Annotated in this window: 14 protein-coding genes; 10 read left to right on the forward strand and 4 right to left on the reverse strand. The window is 71.4% G+C overall.

The annotated features are described in order from the left end of the window. A complete protein-coding gene (locus OEB96_RS12490; protein ID WP_266215815.1) occupies positions 1-2,880 on the reverse strand; it encodes a serine/threonine-protein kinase in 2,880 nt (959 codons plus the stop codon). A gap of 175 nt (positions 2,881-3,055) precedes the next feature. Between OEB96_RS12490 and OEB96_RS12495 the strand changes: the two genes are divergently transcribed. From OEB96_RS12495 to OEB96_RS12520, 6 genes are all read left to right on the forward strand, one after another. Then, positions 3,056-3,898 (forward strand): Smr/MutS family protein, encoded by an 843-nt coding sequence (locus OEB96_RS12495; RefSeq protein ID WP_266215816.1) that lies wholly within the window; start codon positions 3,056-3,058, stop codon positions 3,896-3,898. Between the two features lie 92 nt (positions 3,899-3,990). Next, complete coding sequence (locus OEB96_RS12500; RefSeq protein ID WP_266215818.1) at positions 3,991-5,580, forward strand: SEL1-like repeat protein; 1,590 nt, start codon at positions 3,991-3,993, stop codon at positions 5,578-5,580. A 51-nt stretch (positions 5,581-5,631) separates the two neighbouring features. Continuing rightward, positions 5,632-6,840, forward strand: coding sequence for a hypothetical protein (locus tag OEB96_RS12505; RefSeq protein WP_266215819.1), 1,209 nt, complete (start codon positions 5,632-5,634; stop codon positions 6,838-6,840). Positions 6,841-7,122: 282 nt separating this feature from the next. Then, positions 7,123-9,606, forward strand: coding sequence for an endopeptidase La (gene lon / locus OEB96_RS12510; protein ID WP_266215820.1), 2,484 nt, complete (start codon positions 7,123-7,125; stop codon positions 9,604-9,606). 267 nt (positions 9,607-9,873) lie between these two features. After that, entirely contained in the window at positions 9,874-10,437 is a 564-nt protein-coding gene (locus OEB96_RS12515) for a hypothetical protein (protein ID WP_266215821.1), read from the forward strand. A gap of 111 nt (positions 10,438-10,548) precedes the next feature. Next, entirely contained in the window at positions 10,549-11,178 is a 630-nt protein-coding gene (locus OEB96_RS12520; protein WP_266215822.1) for an RNA polymerase sigma factor, read from the forward strand. Between the two features lie 15 nt (positions 11,179-11,193). On the opposite strand, the gene OEB96_RS12525 is transcribed toward OEB96_RS12520, so the two are convergent. Further along, positions 11,194-12,264, reverse strand: a complete 1,071-nt coding sequence (locus OEB96_RS12525) for an S-adenosylmethionine:tRNA ribosyltransferase-isomerase (RefSeq protein ID WP_266215823.1) — start codon at positions 12,262-12,264, stop codon at positions 11,194-11,196. Continuing rightward, positions 12,261-12,986 (reverse strand): SDR family NAD(P)-dependent oxidoreductase, encoded by a 726-nt coding sequence (locus tag OEB96_RS12530; protein ID WP_266215824.1) that lies wholly within the window; start codon positions 12,984-12,986, stop codon positions 12,261-12,263. The genes OEB96_RS12525 and OEB96_RS12530 overlap by 4 nt, the downstream gene beginning before the upstream one ends. Before the next feature lie 75 nt (positions 12,987-13,061). Here OEB96_RS12530 and OEB96_RS12535 point away from each other — a divergent pair, with 75 nt between their 5' ends. After that, positions 13,062-13,631, forward strand: a complete 570-nt coding sequence (locus OEB96_RS12535) for a helix-turn-helix domain-containing protein (RefSeq protein WP_266215825.1) — start codon at positions 13,062-13,064, stop codon at positions 13,629-13,631. 37 nt (positions 13,632-13,668) lie between these two features. Here the strand turns inward: OEB96_RS12535 and OEB96_RS12540 are convergent, their stop codons facing one another. After that, complete coding sequence (locus OEB96_RS12540; RefSeq protein WP_266215826.1) at positions 13,669-14,685, reverse strand: hypothetical protein; 1,017 nt, start codon at positions 14,683-14,685, stop codon at positions 13,669-13,671. Positions 14,686-14,802: 117 nt separating this feature from the next. Between OEB96_RS12540 and OEB96_RS12545 the strand changes: the two genes are divergently transcribed. From OEB96_RS12545 to OEB96_RS12555, 3 genes are read left to right on the forward strand one after another with little or no spacing between them, the layout of a single operon-like run. Next, a complete protein-coding gene (locus OEB96_RS12545) occupies positions 14,803-15,819 on the forward strand; it encodes an ArsA family ATPase (RefSeq protein ID WP_266215827.1) in 1,017 nt (338 codons plus the stop codon). Continuing rightward, positions 15,816-17,063, forward strand: coding sequence for an ArsA family ATPase (locus OEB96_RS12550; protein ID WP_266215828.1), 1,248 nt, complete (start codon positions 15,816-15,818; stop codon positions 17,061-17,063). Before OEB96_RS12545 ends, OEB96_RS12550 begins: the two co-directional genes overlap by 4 nt. A 44-nt stretch (positions 17,064-17,107) precedes the next feature. Further along, complete coding sequence (locus OEB96_RS12555; RefSeq protein WP_266215829.1) at positions 17,108-18,370, forward strand: PEGA domain-containing protein; 1,263 nt, start codon at positions 17,108-17,110, stop codon at positions 18,368-18,370. Positions 18,371-18,459: the final 89 nt, after the last annotated feature.

An 18,459-nucleotide genomic window follows, 5' to 3' on the forward strand; every position in this document is an offset into this window, starting at 1 on the left:
CTACTGTTCCGACGGCGGTGCTTGCTCGGGCCCGACCTCGGCCAGCCAGCGATCGACCGCGGCCATGGAGGCCACGCCCTGCGAGCCCGCGTCTTCGTAGGTCTTGCGAGCCTTGCGTGCGAGTTCCTGCGCGCGGGTTCGGTCCTCGCCGCTCTCGTGCAGGGCCTTGGCGAGGTCGAACTGGGTGGCGGCCAGGAGCATCGGGGCCAGGCCCTTGCGCCCTCGCACCTTGAGTGCGCGCTCGAGTCGCTCCACCGCCTGCTTGGGATGGCCGTCCTCGAGGTCGAGTGCGGCCAGGCGCGTGAGCGGGTAGGCGAGCGCGGGATGGTCCTTGCCGCGGGTGCTCTCCCACAGCGCGAGCGCCTGGTCCCAGTCCTTGCGCGCCTGTTCGCGCCCACCGGACTCGGCGCGTAGGGTGCCCAGGTCGAACAGGGCCTGGGCGACCTGCGGGTGATCGCCCAGCGCTTGCTTCAGCAGGTCGTAGGCCTGCTCCTGCATCCGGGTGGCCTCGGACCGCTCTTCGGCTCGTGCATGGCTTCGCGCGAGATCCTCGTAGATCTCGGCGACCCACGGATGTCGCGGTCCGACCGTGCTCTCGAGCAGGGCCAGCGCCTCGCGGTAGCGCACTCGTGCGGACTCGGCCCGGCCCTGTGCATCGGCCACGCGACCCAGCCCGCTCAGCGCTCGGGCCAGCTCGGGGTGGTGCTCGCCGGCCGCGGTGGCAACGAGCGTCCTGGCCTGCTCGAGCAGCGCCACCGCCTCGTCGTATCGCCCCTGGTCGCGCCGGATCGCGGCGAGATCGTGGAGCACGCGCGCCAGCGCCAGCGCGCGATGGGGTTGCTTGTCGTAGAGCGCCTGCGCCTGTTCGAATGCCTCGCTGGCCTCGTCGAGGTTGCCGTTGGCGGCGTGGATCGATCCCACGCGATGGCGCAGGGCGGCCTCGTCGACGCCGCCCAGGCCGATCCGCTTGAACGCCGCCTCGGCGTGGCGCGCCCAGCCCAGTCCCTCGTCGCGGCGCTGCAGCTCGATGCCGACCACGTCGACCAGCGCGCTGGCGGCGGCCGCGGCCACCGTGTCGTGCTTGACGCTCGATGCCTGCCAGTGCGACTCGCTCAGGTGCTCCTCGGCCGCCTTGGCATCGGCGCGGCTGTGCTTGACCAGCCCCAGGTGGAAGCGCGCCTCGGCCTCGACCGGGGCGTAGCCCTGGGCCTGAGCCTGGCTCAGCAGCTGCTGGGCCAGCGTGTCGGCTTCTTCGTGGCGGCCGGCGGCATCGAGCATCTGCACGCGGGCCAGCTCGTGGCGCAGCTCGTTGACGGCGACGCGGGCCTGGTCGGTCTCGGGTGGATCGACCGCCGCGGCCAGCGATTCCGAGTCGGCGCAGCGCGACAGCGGGCTCAGCGAGGATGCGGCCTCGAAAGCATGCGGCACGACCTCGGGGGTGGCGTCGGCCAGGATCTGGGCCAGCACGTCGAGCTCGGCGCGGCGTCGATCCAGGCAATCGTGGCGCTGGGCGAGCAGGCGCGCCGACTGCTCGCCTCGCACGTAGGTGGCCTCGCACGCGTCGGTGCTCATCTCGACCCAAGCCGCGCCGTAGCCGTCGACGAGCGTCACGATCCGCTCGGCCCCCTGGGCGAGCCAGGCGCCATCCGTGTCCGGCACGGCGGCCGCGCGCAGACCCTCGCTGGCCGCCGACTTGCGCTCCTCGTTCCACACCGCCGCGAGCTCCTGCTCGGCGCCCTGGCAGACCTCGGGACGTTGACTGCGGAGGTATACGACGGTGCCCAGGCTCCCGCCGGCCAGCAGCACGCCTCCGGCGATGCCCAGCCACTTGCGACGAGCGACGCGGGGATCGTTCTCGAGCTCGGCGAGCAGCTCGTCCATCGACGCCCATCGCAGGGCGCGGTCGGAGGCCAGCCCCTTGAGCACCGCCTTGCGGACCCAGCCGGGCACGCTCGCGCCCGAAGGCGGCTCGGCGAGCTGGTCGGCGAGCTTTTGGCTGGTGAGGGTGGAGGTGTCCTCGCCGTCGAACGGCAGCGCGCCGTAGAGGCCATGGTAGAGCGCCACGCAGAAGCTGTAGAGGTCGCTGCGGGCATCGGTGGCCTTGCGCACGTGCTGCTCGGGCGCCATGTAGGCGGGCGTGCCCATCACCGATCCGGTCTGGGACATCAGCGAAGCGACCATGTCGGGACGCGAGGTCTCGCTGCGACCTCCGGCGGCGGGCGGGGCCAGTGCGGCCTCGAGGAGGTCCAGGCTCTCCACGCTGCCCACGCTGTCGGTGTCGGTCCCGGGGACGGGAGCCGCCAGGCCGAAGTCCATCACGCGCACGCGACCGTCGTCGCCGATGAGCACGTTGTCGGGCTTGAAGTCGCGGTGGACCAGACCGGCCGCGTGTGCCGCCGCCAGGCCGCGGCCGGCCGGAACGAACACCGCGAGCACCTCGTCCCAGCGGCGCTTGCGGGCCCGCAGCCAGCCCTTGAGGGTGCTGCCCTCGACCAGCTCCATGGCCACGAACACGCGGTCCTCCCAGGTTCCCACGTCATAGACGGTGATCACGTTGGGATGGGCGAGCTTGGCGAGGGCCTGGGCCTCCTGCAGCAGGCGGCCGCCCTTGCCCTTGCGCTCCCGTCGGCGGTCGCGCTTGGTGGGTCGCATGAGCTTGAGCGCGACCTTGCGATTGAGCTCGGGATCGTACGCGGCGAGCACCATGCCCATGCCGCCCGAGCCGATCATCTCGAGCACGACGTAGCGGCCGAGGTGGGTGCCCGGGGTCAGTCCGCTCTCGTCGACCTCTTGCGGCAGGATCCGACGGCCGTCGGGAGCCTCGACGATCGTCTCCGCATCCGCCGTCGATCGCGTGCCCGTGGTTTCGCGGGAGTCCATGCTCGTGGGGGTCAAGCATGCCCTAGGGCGTCCGGCCCGCTCAATGCCCGCCGGGGGGCGGATGCCCCCGAATTCGCGCGCCGGCTCGCAACCCGACTCGTCCCTGCTTGGCATCCCGCTTTGGCATCCCCGCTCGGCACCACGCCGGCACGAGAGTGGGGCACGCTTGCCGGGCGTGGATCCTGCGGCCGAGGCGTTCTTGCGGGAGGTGGCCGACACGGCTCGGGATTGCGTGGCACGGGAGCACGGCGACCCGGGGGTCTACGGGGTGCGCGCCGACGGCACGTTGGTGGAGATCGAGCCGGTGGCCGAGGACGGCTTCGCGGTCGCGGTGAGCGTGGAGGACGATGCCGTGGTGGTGACCCTCGGCGGCGCATGGGCGCGCCGCTTCCCGCGCGAGGAGGATCCGGACGACGATCACGACGCGCTCGGCCTGGCTCATGACCTGGTTGCAGCTGCGCTGTGGGGTCGAGTGCGGCTGACGATCGAGCAGCTCGACGGCATGCCATGGCGAGTCACGGTGTGCGTGGGAGAGCCGGGACGGTGGCTCACCTTCGAGCGCAAGGGTGGGGGGCTACGGGCACCGTGGCGTCGGCCGGTGTCGATCGAGCGCCGCAATCGCGGCCGTCCCTCGCGACCGGTCGACGAGGTCGCCGTGGAGCCGCGACCATGGGCTCCCTGGGCCGGGATTCGCGGTGACCGCGGGCCCGAGCCGGCCCCCCTGCCGATGCCGGTCGATGGCGTGCTCGACCTGCACTCGTTCTCGCCCAAGCAGGTCGAGCCGCTGGTGCTCGAGACGATCGAGCAGCACCGCAGGCAGGGCGTGCTGCAGCTGCGGATCATCCACGGCAAGGGCATCGGCAACCTGCGGCGAACCGTGCATGCGATCCTGCAGCGACATCCGGGGGTGCTCTCCCATCGCCTCGGCGGCCACGGGGCGGGGAGCTGGGGCGCGACGCTGGTCGAGCTTCGGCCCCCGTCCCCTGAAGAAGGAGACGACGAGGCGCCAATCTCGTGACGCTCCTGTATGGGGGCATACGAATCGCGGCGAGAGACTCGAGGGACTCCCTCGGGTTTCGACCCGGGCTAGCATGCGCCGTCTTCGTCGCCATGCGTACCTCCATCGTCTCCCGCTGCCTCGTGCCGTCCCTGCTCGTCCTCGCCGTGGGGGGCCTGACCTCGTGCAAGGGCTGGATCCGTCCGTGGTCGCAGGCACCCGAGATCGTCGAGCGGTCGTGGCAGGTGGAGACGGTGCTGGTCGAGACGGGGGCGGATGCCCTGGGCACGCCCTCGGTGTTCTTGGATCACGAGGGCCGGCCGCAGGTGGTGCTGGTGGATCGGGCGTTCACGGTGGGCGTGCAATCGATCGCGCTGGCTCGACGGCGTGACGAGGGATGGCGCGTCGAGGTGCCGCTGGCGCCCGCATCGTGGCGGACGTGCGGTCGGGCTGCGGAGGACGGCGCCGTGGTGATCACCTACGGGGAGCTCGAAGGCGAGCTCGAGGCGGTACGATGGGATGGCATCAGCACCGGGCCCGCCGAGCCCGGCCCGTGCCCTCGTCCTCGCGCGGACCTGCGCGAGGCGGCGGGGGCCGGCGGGACGCACACGCTCGAGCGCTCGCGCGATGGTCGGACCCTGTGGCACCAACCTCCGAGCGGCCGATCGTGCCAGCCGCTCGATGCGGCTCCCGAGCAGCGGATCGACGCCTACGCGCTGGCGTTGGCCGGCGACCGGCCGGTGGTCGCGTTGTTCGAACGCCCCGCGGGCGACGAGTCCGCCGTGGGTCGCCTGCGCCATGCCGTGTGCGGCGACGACGGCTGGACGTCGTCGATCGTGGCCGAAGGCGTACGCGTGACCGAGGTGGGGCTGGTGACCAACGACGGCGGTCACTCGCACGTGGCCTACGTGGCGGTCGAAGGCACGCGCGCTCGGCTCGTGCATGCCTTCGATGGTGTCGCCGACGGCGGTGGATCGGCGACGGTCGCCAAGGATCGCGACGCCCGGGTCGAGCCGGGGCTCGAGGCCTGCATGCGCCTTTGGCCCGCGCCCCCGCCGGCCGGTGGGGTCGAGCGCTATCAGCAGGGCGATGCCCTTCGCTGCGCGGTGCTGGGGCGCGAGGCCAGCGTGTCGCAGCAAGCCATCGAGGTCGCCACCGAGCGCTGCGACGGGGGGCAGGCTCGGGCCTGTGCGGTCGCCGGCTCCCTGCATCACTGGCTCATGGGCGACGTGACGCTGGCGCTCGAGCTCTCCACCGATGGCACCACGCGCTTCACCGCCGACTGGCGAGGGCTGCGGGCCGCGGTGTCCGAGGATCTCGTGGCCGCGGGCATGCTCTACGGTCGAGCATGCGAGCTGGGCGACGCGCGAGCCTGCCTCCATCACGCGACGCTGCTGTCGTTCGAGGATCCCAGGCGACTCGAGCGAGCCACCACGGCGTGCCAGGGCGGCCTGCCCCATGGCTGCGCGCTGGCCCTGGCGGCGGCCCATCTGCGCCCCGACCAGACGCTGGCCACCACGGCCGAGTCCGCGCTGCGCAGCGCGTGCGAAGGGGGCGATGCGGTCGCTTGCAACGATCTCGGGGTGATGCTCCATGGGCGTGGCGATGCCTCGGCGGCGCGGGCGTCACTTCATCGAGCCTGCGAGGAGCGCGTTGCGATCGCCTGCACCAATCTCGAGCGGTTGCAGGTCACGGGGCAGTAGCGAGCCTCGCTCGCCGCATCGCCGACGACTGCGGTAGGCTTGCCCGCGGCCATGCACGAGGGCTTCGAGATCGTCGAGACGGCGGAGGCCGAGGCCCACCCCCACGTGCCGCCGCCCGTGCTCGTGATCCTGCCCGATCCCGAGGCCACCTTCGACGTGCTGTGCCCGGTGCTGGGACGACCGCTGATCGATCGACTGGCGCGCGCGGCCCTCGACGCGGGCTTTGGCGGGGTGCTGATGGGAGCGGGCACGCGGGCCGAGCCCCCCGGGGCACAGGAGCTGGCGACCGGCGAGCCGATCGAGCGTCCGGCCCTGGTGGTCTACGAGGGCAGCGGCGTGCACCCGGAGCTGCTGCGGCTGATGGTCGCCCACCCGCTCGAGCCCGGTGAGCGCTACACCCTGTACGACGAGGCGGGCCGCCCCACCGCGGTGTTCAGCGGCGGGCTGCGGCACATGCCGTCGTCGCTGGCGATCACCGAGGAGCTGCCGTGGCCCGACGGCATGGGTCCGAGCGACGTGGTGCGGCTGGTGTACGAGGAGGATCTGGCCCGGGCCGAGAACCTGGTGCTGCTCGGCGACCGCGTGGGTCTGCCCGGGCGCTCGGCCTGGCATCGACGGATCACCTTGCCGATCCTCCGGCGCTTGAGCAACAGCCGGCGCCCCCTGGCCCAGATCGAGCTGCTGGCGCTGGCCGTGGCCCTGCTGGCGCTGCCGTTGGTGCTCGGCGGAGGGGCGGCCGGCCTGCCCCTGGGGGCCTTCGCGATGCTGGTGGGGGTGCAGGTCGGCCTCCACATGAAGGCGCTTCGCGAGCTGCGTGGTCCTCGGACCGACTCGGTGGCGCTCGCACCGGGCGAGCGGGTGGCCCGAGCCACGCGGCCGCTGTCGCACGCCGCCATGATGGTCGCGCTCACCTATGTACTGGTCGCCCAGACGCACCGCTCCACGGTCGCGGCGGTGGTGCTGCTGGCTGCGGGCGGGGCCGCGGCCCTGCTGTCGCTGGTCCAGGCGCGGCTCATCCTTCGCGACCGGCCGGCCGACGTGTTTGCGATGCCCCAGCTCGACATGCTGGCGCAGCGGCTGAGCGTGACGATGCCGCGCTGGGTCGAAGGGGCGCCCTTGGTGGAGCTCACCGTGCTGCTGGTGGCGATTCCAGGCTACGCTGCGCTGCCGTGGTCGGTGCTGGCGACGGTGGCGGTGGCCCGTCTTTGGCGCTGGTACGTGGGCCCAGGCTTGCTCGACGGCGAAGCCTCGGCCCGCTGAAGATCACGGTCTCCGGCCACGCTTGCAGCCGCCGATTCCCGCCGCCGATGGGTCGTTGCGGTCGTCGATCCGACACGCCCCCACCTAGCCGATCGACCAGGTTCGGTGGAGTCTCTTCGCGTGCGGGCCCTCGCACGGGTGAGGCGGCCGCGGCGCTCGATCCAAGTCATCGAGATCGCGATGGTTTCGGTTGCACTTCGACCGGCCCGAGGTTTGACCGCCCATACCCCCGATGCTAGCTTTGGCAAGCTTCGAACGCCGAATTCGGCGTGGAAACCCGCGATGAAACGCAAGATCCCCCTCCTTCCGCTGCGCGAGCTGATCGTCTTTCCCCACGAGGTCGTGCCCCTGTTCGTCGGCCGCGAGAAGTCGATCAATGCGCTCGAGGAGGCCATGGCGGCCGACCGTCACATCCTCCTTTGCGCCCAGAAGAAGGCCAAGGTCAACGACCCCAAGCCCGAGGGCATCCACGACTACGGGACCATCGGTACCATCATCCAGCTGCTGCGCCTGCCCGACGGCACGGTCAAGGTGCTGGTCGAGGGCAAGAGCCGCGCGAAGATCGAGGAGTACCTCGACACCGGGCGCTTCTTCCACGTGGAGGCCGAGGAGATCGAGGCCTCCAAGGTCACCCCCGATGACGACCCCGAGCTGGCGGCGCTCATGCGTTCGGTCCAGGCCACGTTCGAGAACTACGTCAAGCTCAACAAGCGCGTGCCTCCCGAGCTGGCGGTGAGCGTGCAGAGCATCGACAACGCCTCGCGCCTGGCCGACACCATCGCGGCCCACGTCAACTTCAAGCTGGCCGCCAAGCAAGAGCTGCTCGAGACCGAGTCCGTGCGCGCTCGCCTGGAGAAGCTCTACGAGCTGATGCAGAACGAGATCGAGATCCTCCAGGTGGAGAAGAAGATCCGTACTCGCGTCAAGAAGCAGATGGAGAAGAACCAGAAGGAGTACTACCTCAACGAGCAGATGCAGGCGATCCAGAAGGAGCTGGGATCGCAGGACGAGTTCAAGAACGAGCTGGCCGAGCTCGAGGATCGCATCCGTCGCAAGAAGATGAGCAAGGAGGCGACCGAGCGGCTCAAGAAGGAGCTGCGCAAGCTCAAGATGATGAGCCCGATGAGCGCCGAGGCCACCGTGGTGCGCAACTACATCGACACGGTGCTGGCGCTGCCGTGGAACGAGCGCACCGAGGACAAGATCGACATCGAGGAGGCCGAGCGGATCCTCGACGAGGATCACTACGGGCTCGAGAAGCCCAAGCAGCGCATCGTCGAGTACCTCGCCGTGCAGGCGCTGGTGAAGAAGGTACGCGGCCCCATCCTGTGCCTGGTGGGCCCGCCCGGCGTGGGCAAGACCTCGCTGGCCAAGAGCGTGGCGCGCTCCACCGGTCGCAAGTTCGTGCGGGTGTCGCTCGGTGGCGTGCGCGACGAGGCCGAGATCCGCGGCCACCGGCGCACCTACATCGGGGCGATGCCGGGCAAGATCATCCAGGGCCTGCGCAAGTCGGGCAGCACCAACCCGGTGTTCCTGCTCGACGAGATCGACAAGATGTCGATGGACTTCCGCGGCGATCCCTCGGCCGCCATGCTCGAGGTGCTCGATCCCGAGCAGAACGTGGCGTTCGTCGATCACTTCCTCGACCTCGACTACGACCTCTCCGAGGTGCTGTTCGTGTGCACGGCCAACTCACTGCACACGATCCCGCTGCCGCTGCGCGATCGCATGGAGATCATCGAGCTCTCCGGCTACACCGACGAGGACAAGCTCAAGATCGCCAAGCAGTACCTCGTGCCCAAGCAGGTCGAGCTCAACGGGCTCGAGGGTGTCGAGATCCAGTGGAGCGACAGCGCGGTCAAGGAGCTCATCCACCACTACACCAAGGAAGCCGGCGTGCGCTCGCTCGAGCGCGAGATTGCCAGCGTGCTGCGCAAGCTCGCGCGCGAGCACGTCAAGGAGCCCAAGAAGAAGAAGACCTTCAAGGTCGATGCCAAGCTGGCCAACAAGCTGCTCGGGCCTCGCAAGTACCGGTTCAACCGGGCCGAGGAGACCGACATGATCGGCATGGCCAACGGCCTGGCCTACACGCCCATGGGCGGCGACCTCTTGCCGGTCGAGACCACCATCACCTCGGGCAAGGGCAAGGTCACGCTCACCGGTCAGCTCGGCGACGTGATCAAGGAGTCGGCGACCGCGGGCATCACCTACGTGCGCAGCCGCAGCCTGGCGCTGGGGCTCGAGCCCGACTTCTACGAGCACGTCGACTTCCACCTGCACTTTCCCGAGGGGGCCGTGCCCAAGGACGGGCCCTCGGCCGGCGTCACCATCGTGACCAGCCTGGTCTCGGCGCTGCTGGCCGCGCCCGTGCGCAAGGACGTGGCGATGACCGGCGAGATCAACCTGCGGGGCAAGGTCCTGCCCATCGGTGGTCTCAAGGAGAAGGTGCTCGCGGCCTATCGCGCCGAGATCAAGACCGTCTTGTGCCCCAGGGAGAACGAGAAGGATCTCCACGAGGTGCCCAAGAACGTGATGAAGGCCATCGAGTTCAAGTTCGTGGAGAGCCTCGACGAGGTGTTGCGCGTGGCTCTGGCGCCGCTGCCCGAGGATCATCCCAACCAGTCGCTGCGTGCCTTCCTGCTCGGCGAGTCCGAGGCCAAGCTCGACGACTGGCGCGAGGTGAGGGACTGGATGAAGCAGCGCAAGGAGCAGGAGGATCGCGCGCGGGAGACGGCGCGCGAGTCCGGGCAGCACGGTCCGCACTAGCCATGCCCCCCCGCGGTAAGCGGTAGGCAAGCAGGCAGCGAGGTGCCCCCCAAGGGGGGCAAGATTGGCGGGCGATCGTGACGGTGAGGGTTGCTCGCCCCGCGGTCAGCGGTAGGCAAGCAGGCAGCGAGGTGCCCCCCCAGGCGCTCGAGTCGGCCGGCTGCGCGGCGTACCTGGTCAAGCCGGTGCACCAGTCGGAGACCTCGAGACCCCTCGCCCGCGCCAGGTCGTGGACACGAGCCTCGTCGTCTGATACCTCGGGGGCCGATGCATCGGCGTCGGATCGAGCTGGTGATGGCGGTGGCGCTGGGCGGCCTGGGGGCGACGGTGGTGCTGAGCGATCCCGCTCCGCTGCGATCGAAGGCTCGTGCGCCGGTCTGCATGGGGACGGGAGGAGCGAGCGCGGTGGCCCCGGAGGACGGCGTGGCTGCACTCTCGCCCTGGGAGCCAGTGGCGGCGCTGGGGTACGTCGCGGTGGGGCCGGTTCGACGGGGGGAGGTTGCAGTCGGACGTCCGGCTGCGTTCGAACTCGTGCTCGATCCCGATCCACGCGGGTGTCACGAGCCCATCGACGGGCACTGTGCAGCGGGGTGCTTCGAGATCATGGCCGTGGCCATCGACGGTACGGCGGGTCCGCTGCGGGTCGAGGTCTCGCCGCTGGAGGATGCGAGTGACGTGATCGCGGCGAGCGCGGGGCCCTCGCGGGTGAGCAGGGCTGGCTTCTGCTACGGCTTCCCGGTGGGGCACGCCGGGCACATGCGGGTGGAGGCCCGCGTGACGGCAGAGGCAGGGGAGGGGCCCGTCGAGGTCGCCGCATGGCGTCACCGATAGTCCGGATCTCCGGATCCGCGTGAGCATCGGGAGCATCGGGAGGGGATTCACGGTGGCGGGGAAACGAAGAACCACTTCGAGACCCCGGCCGGTCGTATCATCGACCGTGGCGTGGACCCTTCGGACACCTCGGACGAGGCGCTGCTGCAGGCCTGGCGGGCGGGGGACCAACATGCCGGCTCTGCCCTGTTCGAGCGCCACTATGCGAGCATCTACCGCTTCTTCCTGAGCAAGGTGCCCGAGGCGGCCGACGATCTCGTGCAGCGCACGTTCCTCGGCTGTCTGGAGGCCCAGGGGCGCTTTCGCCACGACGCCAGCCTGCGGACGTTCCTGTTCGGCATCGCCCACAATACCCTGCGGCACCACCTACGGGGACGGCATCGGTCGGAGCAGCCACTGGATTCCGGGGCTCGGTCGGCGGCCGAGCTCGCGCCGGGTCCGTCCACCGTGCTCGGTCGCCGGCAGGAGCAGCGCCTGTTGCTGCGGGCCCTTCGGCACATCCCGCTCGACTATCAAGTCGCGCTCGAGCTGCACTACTGGGAGGCGCAGAGTGCCGCGCAGATCTCCGAGATTACCGGTCTGCCGGTCGGGACCGTCAAGACTCGGCTTCGCCGCGGACGCCAGCTGCTGCAGGAGCGGATCACAGAGCTCGCCGAGACGCCCGAGCTGCGCGACAGCACGCTGGGGGGCTTCGACGACTGGCTCCGTGCTCTGCCCGAGCCGGCAGCGGCACTTCGTTGACCGGCCACGCGTGGCTCAGGCGGCTGCGGCGGCTGGCTCGGCCACCCCCGGCAGCACCAGCGTGGCATCGCCGAACTCGTGCACGAGCAGCCCCCGGTCCGCCGCATGCTCGTGGGCTGCATCGACCAGCGCGGCCGGAGCAAACGCCGAGACCACGTCGTAGTGGCTGGTGCCGGGCTCGTGCACGCCCGAGAGCAGGCCGTCGACGACCTCGGGGCGGAAGCCGGGGTCGATCCGCAGCGCGGTGATCCCCGTGCCTCCGCGCAGCCGACCGCCGTGGGTGATGGCGTTGCCCTCGAGCGCGCGCACGACCGTGGTGCCCACCGCGAGCACCCGTCCGCCCCGCGCGTGCGCACGTGCAATCGCATCGACGGTGCGCGCGGGGATCTCGTACCGCTCCGGCAGCGGAAGCTGGGCGTCGAGCGCATCGTCACCGGTCGATGACAGCCCGGCCGCATGCGTCAGCGTGGCGAGCTGCACCCCGTGCCGCCGCAGGGCCGCCAGCGCGGCCCAGTCGAGCGGGCGGCTGGCCGAGGGCATCTCCACCGCCCATGGCCGCACGCCGAACGGCGTCTGCACCTCCTCGATCCTCAGGTCACGCCGCAGATAGCTGTACTGGATCGGAGCTCCATGCCGGTAGAGCAGCGCGAGCACGCTCGCATCGTCGCGACCCCAGTCGATTCGCAAGAGCCGCGGCGAGCGAGGCGATCGCTCGACCACCCGCGCCCGCGTGCCATCGGGCAGCGCGATCGCATCGCCAACGTCGAGCGGCTCGGGCAAGGGCCGCCGCTCCGTGGGCGTGCGCCAGTCGCCTTCGCCCATCAGCACCACCCACCACCCCGTGGGCCCGTCGGCGGTGGCCACCCGCAGCTCGTGCGCTCGTCCGCTCTCCGTCCGCACGGGCAGCGACGCCGGCAAGGTCGCGGCATCGTTGACGACCACCAGATCCCCGGCCCGCAGCAGCTCCGGCAACGCTCGCGCCCGGGTGTCGAACGCAACCCCACCGCGCGGATCCACCACCAACAAGCGCTGCTGCTCCACTCCCCGCGGCGCCGCCGCGGCCTTCCATGCCTGGTGCCCGTTCATGCCGCCACCTCCCACTTCGCCGCGACCACCCGCGCGCCGCTCGGTGCCCCCTCGGGATCGTGAAGCAACGCCACGATCCTCCGCGCCACCTCCTCGGGATCCGCCAGCGTCGACCGATCCGCACCGGGAATCGCATCCGCGTGCATCTTCGTGTCCATCTCCCCGGGATCCACGCTCAGCACGCGCACCCCGGCGTCGGCGAGCTCCGCCGCCCACACCCGCGAGAGGTGATCGAGCGCCGCCTTGCTCACCGAGTACGCGCCCCACCCGGGGTAGGCCTCCACTGCGGCGTCGGAGCTGATGTGCAGCACGGTGCCGCCTTGCCCGAGCGCGAGCCCGCCCAGCAGCGCCCGGGTCAGCCGAAACGGCCCCAGGAGGTTGACCTCGAGCACGGCCGCGAGGTCTTCGGGGGTGGTGTCGGCCAGGCTCGGCATCGGCAGCGGGCCCAGGGTGCTGGCGTTGTGCACGAGCAAGCCCACCCGGCCGACGAGGGCAGTGGCCCGGGCGGCGATCGAGCGGGCGTCGTCGGGATCGCCGAGGTCGCCCTCGATCGCATGGGCGGTGCAGCCGGCGGCCGCGAGCTCGGCCACCGCGGCCAACAAGGGCTCGCGCTCCCGCGCGACGAGGACGACGGGGTGCCCGCGCTCGGCGAGGCGGCGAGCCAGGGCTCGCCCCAGGCCGCGAGAGGCACCGGTGATGAGGGCTGCGGTTCGTTCGGTCATGTCTCGACCATGCGCCCTTGACCCTTTGTTGTCATCCTTGATGACAAATCATCAACAAGCGGTCATCCTGTCGTCATGGCCGACGACCCTGCCCAAAACCTCGCCCTCAACATCAAGCAGCTCCGCGAGGCCCGAGGAGCCACCCAGCACCAGATCGCCCGCGCCGCCGATCTACCGCGGCCGACCTGGGCCAACCTCGAGTCGGGCGCCGCCAACCCCACGCTGTCGGTGCTGATGAAGGTCGCGGGCGCGTTGCAGGTCACGCTGGAGGAGCTGGTGGGCCCGCCTCGTGCGGTGGCCCGGCTCTATCGGGCGCAGGAGCTGCCGCTGCGGCGCAAGGGCAAGGTCACGGTGCGCAGGCTGCTGCCCGATCCCATCGCCGGGATGGAGCTCGAGCGCATGGAGCTGACGCCCGGCGCCTCGATGGTCGGCGTCCCGCACACGCCCGGCACTCGCGAGTACCTCACGTGCGAGTCCGGCTCGCTCGAGCTGACCGCGTCGGGCGAGCGCTTTGCCCTCGAGCCCGGCGACGTGGTGGTGTTTCGCGGCGATCAGCCCCACGCCTATCGCAACCTCGGGCGGCAGACGGCGGTGGCCTACAGCGTGGTCACGCTCGCGCGCGCACTCCCGGCTCCGGGCGCCTGAGGCCCGCGAGGCTCGTGCAGTCGCGGCCGGCGCGGCATCAGAACCGCACGCGGACGCTGGCACCCGCAAACCCCGGCGCGACCACGGGCGTGGCTGCGACCAACGTGCCCGCGCGCGCCCTCTTGCGCCGATCGAGCCCCACGCCGAGCAGCACGGCGCCCGTGATCACGGCGGCGCCTCCGAGGGCGAGCCCGCCGTAGCCGCCGCTGCGCAGCCCGAGCTCCGCTTCGGCGTCCGTGGCTCGTTGGCCGCCGGCCAGCGCGCTGGCCCCCGAGACCAGGATGAAGCCGCCCACGCCCAGCAGCACGTACGAGGCGATGAGGATCTTGTCGGTCTTGGCGTCGGCCTCGGCCAGGCGGCGGTTCTTGTCCACCACCGCGGGATCGGCGGGTGGGTTGTGGCCGGTGTTCCACACGATGCCTTCGGCATCCCCCTCGGCGCCCTCTTCGGTGCCCTCCTCGGGGGTCGTCTCACCCTCGCCGGTCTCCACGGGGACGGGCTCGGGTTCGCCGCGCTCGGCTCGGCCGATCCGCTCCTCGAGGGTGGCGATGCGGTTCTCCGCCTTCTCGACCTCGGCGGTGGTCTCGGGCGTCTTGGCGAACATCGCCTTGTAGTTCGTCACGTAGGTCTCGAGCAGCAGCACGGCCTGCCGCAGGTGCTGGAGATCCTTGTCGAGGTCGTAGGCCTTCTCCTGCGCGGTGGCGATGTTGTAGACCATGGCGTTGCGCATGCCCGAGGCGTCCTCGGGCAGCTTGGCGTAGGCCTTGGTCCACATGTCCACCGCACCCTCGTAGTCGAAGGTGTCGAAGCGAGCCTTGCCCTCGTCGTAGAGCGACTTGGCCTCGGCCAGCGCGGCCTCGTCGGCCTCGTCGCCCTTGCTGGCCTTGCCCTTGCCGGGCTTGGCGGCCGCGTTGGCGACGCTGGGGGCGAGCCCCATGCCCGCGGGCAGGGCCAGGGTCGTGCCCAGCGCAATCGCGAGACCACGACGGACCCACGAGGCAAGGACGGGCCGGTGCGGCCTCTCGGTGGACTGGGGAGCGGCGGAGCGTCGCACGGGGCAACGATACCCGCTCGCGGCGCTGGTTGCCGCGCGGGAGCGAGCGCCCCCGCCAGGACCGCCTGGATGGGCTCGGTTTGTGTTTCGGTCGGTGGTGCGCTAGGCAACGCCCCGGTGCCGGCCGCTGCCCACGCCACGTCCCCCACGACCGGCTCGGAGCTGCTCGACCATCGCTTCTTGCTGTTCACCGGCAAGGGCGGCGTGGGCAAGTCCACGGTGACGGCCGCGCTGGCCATCGAGGCGGCCACCCAGGGCCGGTCGCCGTTGGTGGTCGAGCTCGGGCACCGCGCGACCATGCGCAGCGTGTTCGGGGTCGACGAGGTCGGCTTCACGCCGCGCGCGGTGGGGCACGGGGTGCATGCGATGAGCGTGGAGATCGACCAGGCGGTGGTCGAGTACATGGCCCAGCACGTGCCGTCGCGGCGCCTGGCCCGGGCGATCGTGGGCAACCAGGTGCTCGAGCGTCTGTTTCGAGCGATGCCGGCGGTCGGCGAGATCGCCACCGTCAACGCGCTGCACCGCCTCGAGGCCGAGCGAGACGGCCGGGGGCGTCCACGCTGGAGCCCGATCCTCGTCGATCTCGATGCCACCGGGCACGCCTTGATGTTCCTCGAGCTGCGCGAGGTGGTGCGCCACCTGATGGGGGCGGGCCCCATGCGCCGCCTGATCGACGAGATGGCCGACCTGTTCGCCGACCCGCAGAGGACGCGCCTGAACCTCGTGACGCTGCCCGACGAGCTGCCCGTGACGGAGACCCTCGAGCTGCACGCGCGCGTGGCCTCGGCGCGCTCGGTCGGCTTTGGGCGGGTGTTCGTCAACCGGGTGCCGCGCTCGGGGCTGCGTGGCCACGAGGCCATGGTGGAGCGCCTGCGGCAGGCCGCGCAGCAGGGCGGCGACGCCGAGCTGCGCGCCGATGCGGAGCTGGCCCAGCGCGTGCTGGCGGCCGAGACCGAGGCGCGTCGGCAGGTGGAGCGGCTGACCCAGGGCCTGCGGCGTCAGAGCGCGGATGGGGGCGGTGCGGTGCCGGCCGTGGTCCTGCTGCCACGGCTGACCGCGGCGCGCATGCAGCTCGAGGATCTGCGCCGGCTGGGCCGGGCGGCCCTGGGCTCGACGCCCACGGAGGATGCATGAGCCTGACCGCGCTGGTGGGCCGGGGGTCGCTCGTGGTCTGCGTGGGGCCGGGCGGCGTCGGCAAGACGACCGTGTCGGCGGCGCTGGGTCTGGCCGCGGCGCGAGCCGGTCGCAAGACGCTGGTCCTCACGATCGATCCCGCGCGGCGCCTGGCCGACGCGCTGGGGCTCGATGGCCTGGACGACACCATTCGCCGCGTTCCGCTCGAGCGGCTCTCCCAGGGTGAGGGCGAGGGCGACCCGTCGAGCTCGGGCGGCAGTCTGTGGGCCGCCATGGTCGACACGGGGGCCAGCTACGACGCGCTCATCGAGCGCATCGCTCCCGACGAGGAGACCAAGGCACGGGTGCTGGCCAACCGCGTGTACCAGGCCGTGTCGCGCTCGCTGTCCCGCTCCCACGCCTACGTGGCGATGGAGCGGCTCTACGACGCCATCGAGCACGGCGGCTACGACCTGGTGGTGCTCGACACGCCGCCGGCCCGCAACGCCCTCGACATCCTCGATGCCCCGGGGCACCTGGCGAGCTTCCTCGATGGCCGCGTGGTCAGCTGGTTCATCCCCTCGGCCGACAAGCCCTCCGGGCTGGGGGCGCGGCTCTTGGCCAAGGGCGGCGAGGTGGCCACCGGGCTGCTGGCCCGGGTCACCGGTCAGACCCTGCTCGACGAGATCATCGCCTTCCTCACCGTGTTCGCGTCGATGCGGGAGGGGTTCATTGCGCGGGCCCAGCGGGTGCAGGAGATCCTGCGAGACCGTGACACCGCGTTCGTGCTGGTGAGCTCGGCCAGCCCGTCGAGCGCCGACGATGCGGCCTGGTTGCGTGACGATCTGCTGCGTCGGCGCGTGCCCGTGCACGCGGTGGTGTTCAACCAGAGCTTCGTGCCCGTGGATCCGCGCGCGCCCCACCAGCTCGTGCTGCGGCTGCCGCCGGCCGACGTGGAGGCGCAGGTCCGCGCGCTCGTGCGCACGCTCGACCCCGCGCTCGACCCCGCGCTCGATGAGGCCGAGGGGCTGCAAGTGGCGCAGCGCATGCGAGCCCTGCGGGAGGAGGCCGTGGCCGAGAACCAGCGCTTTGGGCGGATCGTCGACGGGCTGGTCGCCGAGCTTCCCTCCGAGTGCCATCGCGTGCGCGTGCCCAGGCTCGACGATGAGGTCCGCGATCTACCGGGCCTGGCACGACTGGCCGACCTGCTGCTGGCTGGCGAGCAACCACGGCCCCCTGCCGGGCCCTCGTCCGATCGCCCTTGAGCCCCAGGGACCGGGCGTGGTGAACTCATCGCGCCTTGCTGCCGATGTCGACGCTCATCCGCTCCCTGGGTCGTGGCCTCGTCCCGACCGTGGTCTCGCTGGCGCTGGTGTTGCCGTCGTCGGTCACGGCGGCGCCGCCGAAGACCGAGGGCGCGGCACCGGCCGCCGCGCCGTCCGATGCCCCCGAGAGCAAGAGCAAGAAGAGCAAGAGCAAGAAGAGCAAGAAGAGCAAGAGCAAGAAGAGCGCGCCGGCAAAGCCCGAGGGCGCGGCCGAAGGCGATGGCACGAGCAAGGCGGAGCCGGCCGACGCAGCCAAGGCCGCGGATGCGGCACCCGAGGGCAAGTCCGCGGGCAACGAGCCGTCCGCGGCCGGGGCCAAGACCTCCGAGTCCGAGGCCGGCACGCCGTTGGAGGCGCTGCCGCTCGAGCTCTCGGGCAAGCTGTCCAAGGACGCACGCAAGGGCCTCAAGAAGCGGTTCGGATCGGCCGTGAGCGGGGTGAAGGTCGGGGTCGGCGGCCACAAGGCCCGGATGTCGGTCGAGCTCACGGGCAAGCGCAGCTATGCGCTCTCGTTGGCCGTGCTGGGCTCCGACGACGCCGTCGCGCTCGAGCTCCAGGAGGCCTGCGAGGGGTGCTCGCTCGATCAAGTGGGCGAGCGCATGCAGGGGCTCTTGCAGCAGGCCGCGGCCAAGCTCGACGAGCCCAAGGCGCCCGCGCCCGGCCGGGTGGCGGTGCGCTCGACTCCCGAGGGGGCCACGGTCCGCGTGGATGGGGCCGAGCAGGGGGTGACCCCGCAGGTCATCGAGCTGCCCGCGGGCGAGCACACCATCGCGATCGAGAAGGCAGGGTTCGCCGCCTTCGAGCAGAAGGTGGTGGTGGAGGAGGGGGCCGAGCTGCCCGTCGAGGCCACGCTGGCCGCCGCTCCGCTCGCGACGCCCGAGCCCCAGGGCAAGAAGGGCAAGAAGGCCAAGGCCAAGGAACCGGTGCCCGACGGTCCCGATCCGGGGCGCGGCCTCAAGATCGGCGGGTGGGTGGTGCTGGGCGCCGGCTTGGCCGGGGTCGCGGCCGGTGTTGCCATGATCCTCATCGACGAGAAGGGCGTGGCCGGTTGCTCGGGTGAGGACGTCGACTTTCGCGGTGAGTGCCGCGACCGCTACGACACGCTGCTGGGGGGGATCATCGGAACGGCGGCCGGCGGCCTGGGAGTCGCGGGAGGTCTGGCGCTGCTCATCCACGGTCAGCGCGTCACCGTGCGTGCTCGCGGGGGCAACAAGCAGGCCTCGATCTCGCTCTCGGTTCGCTTCTGAGTCCACGCCCTGGGGTCTCACGGCCGACGCCGCGGAACGCCCGTTTCGCTGCTCCGGACTGCGTTCGAAAGCGATCGAAATCGCCGGCG

This window comes from Paraliomyxa miuraensis (assembly GCF_026337845.1).
GTDB lineage: Bacteria > Myxococcota_A > Polyangia > Nannocystales > Nannocystaceae > Paraliomyxa > Paraliomyxa miuraensis.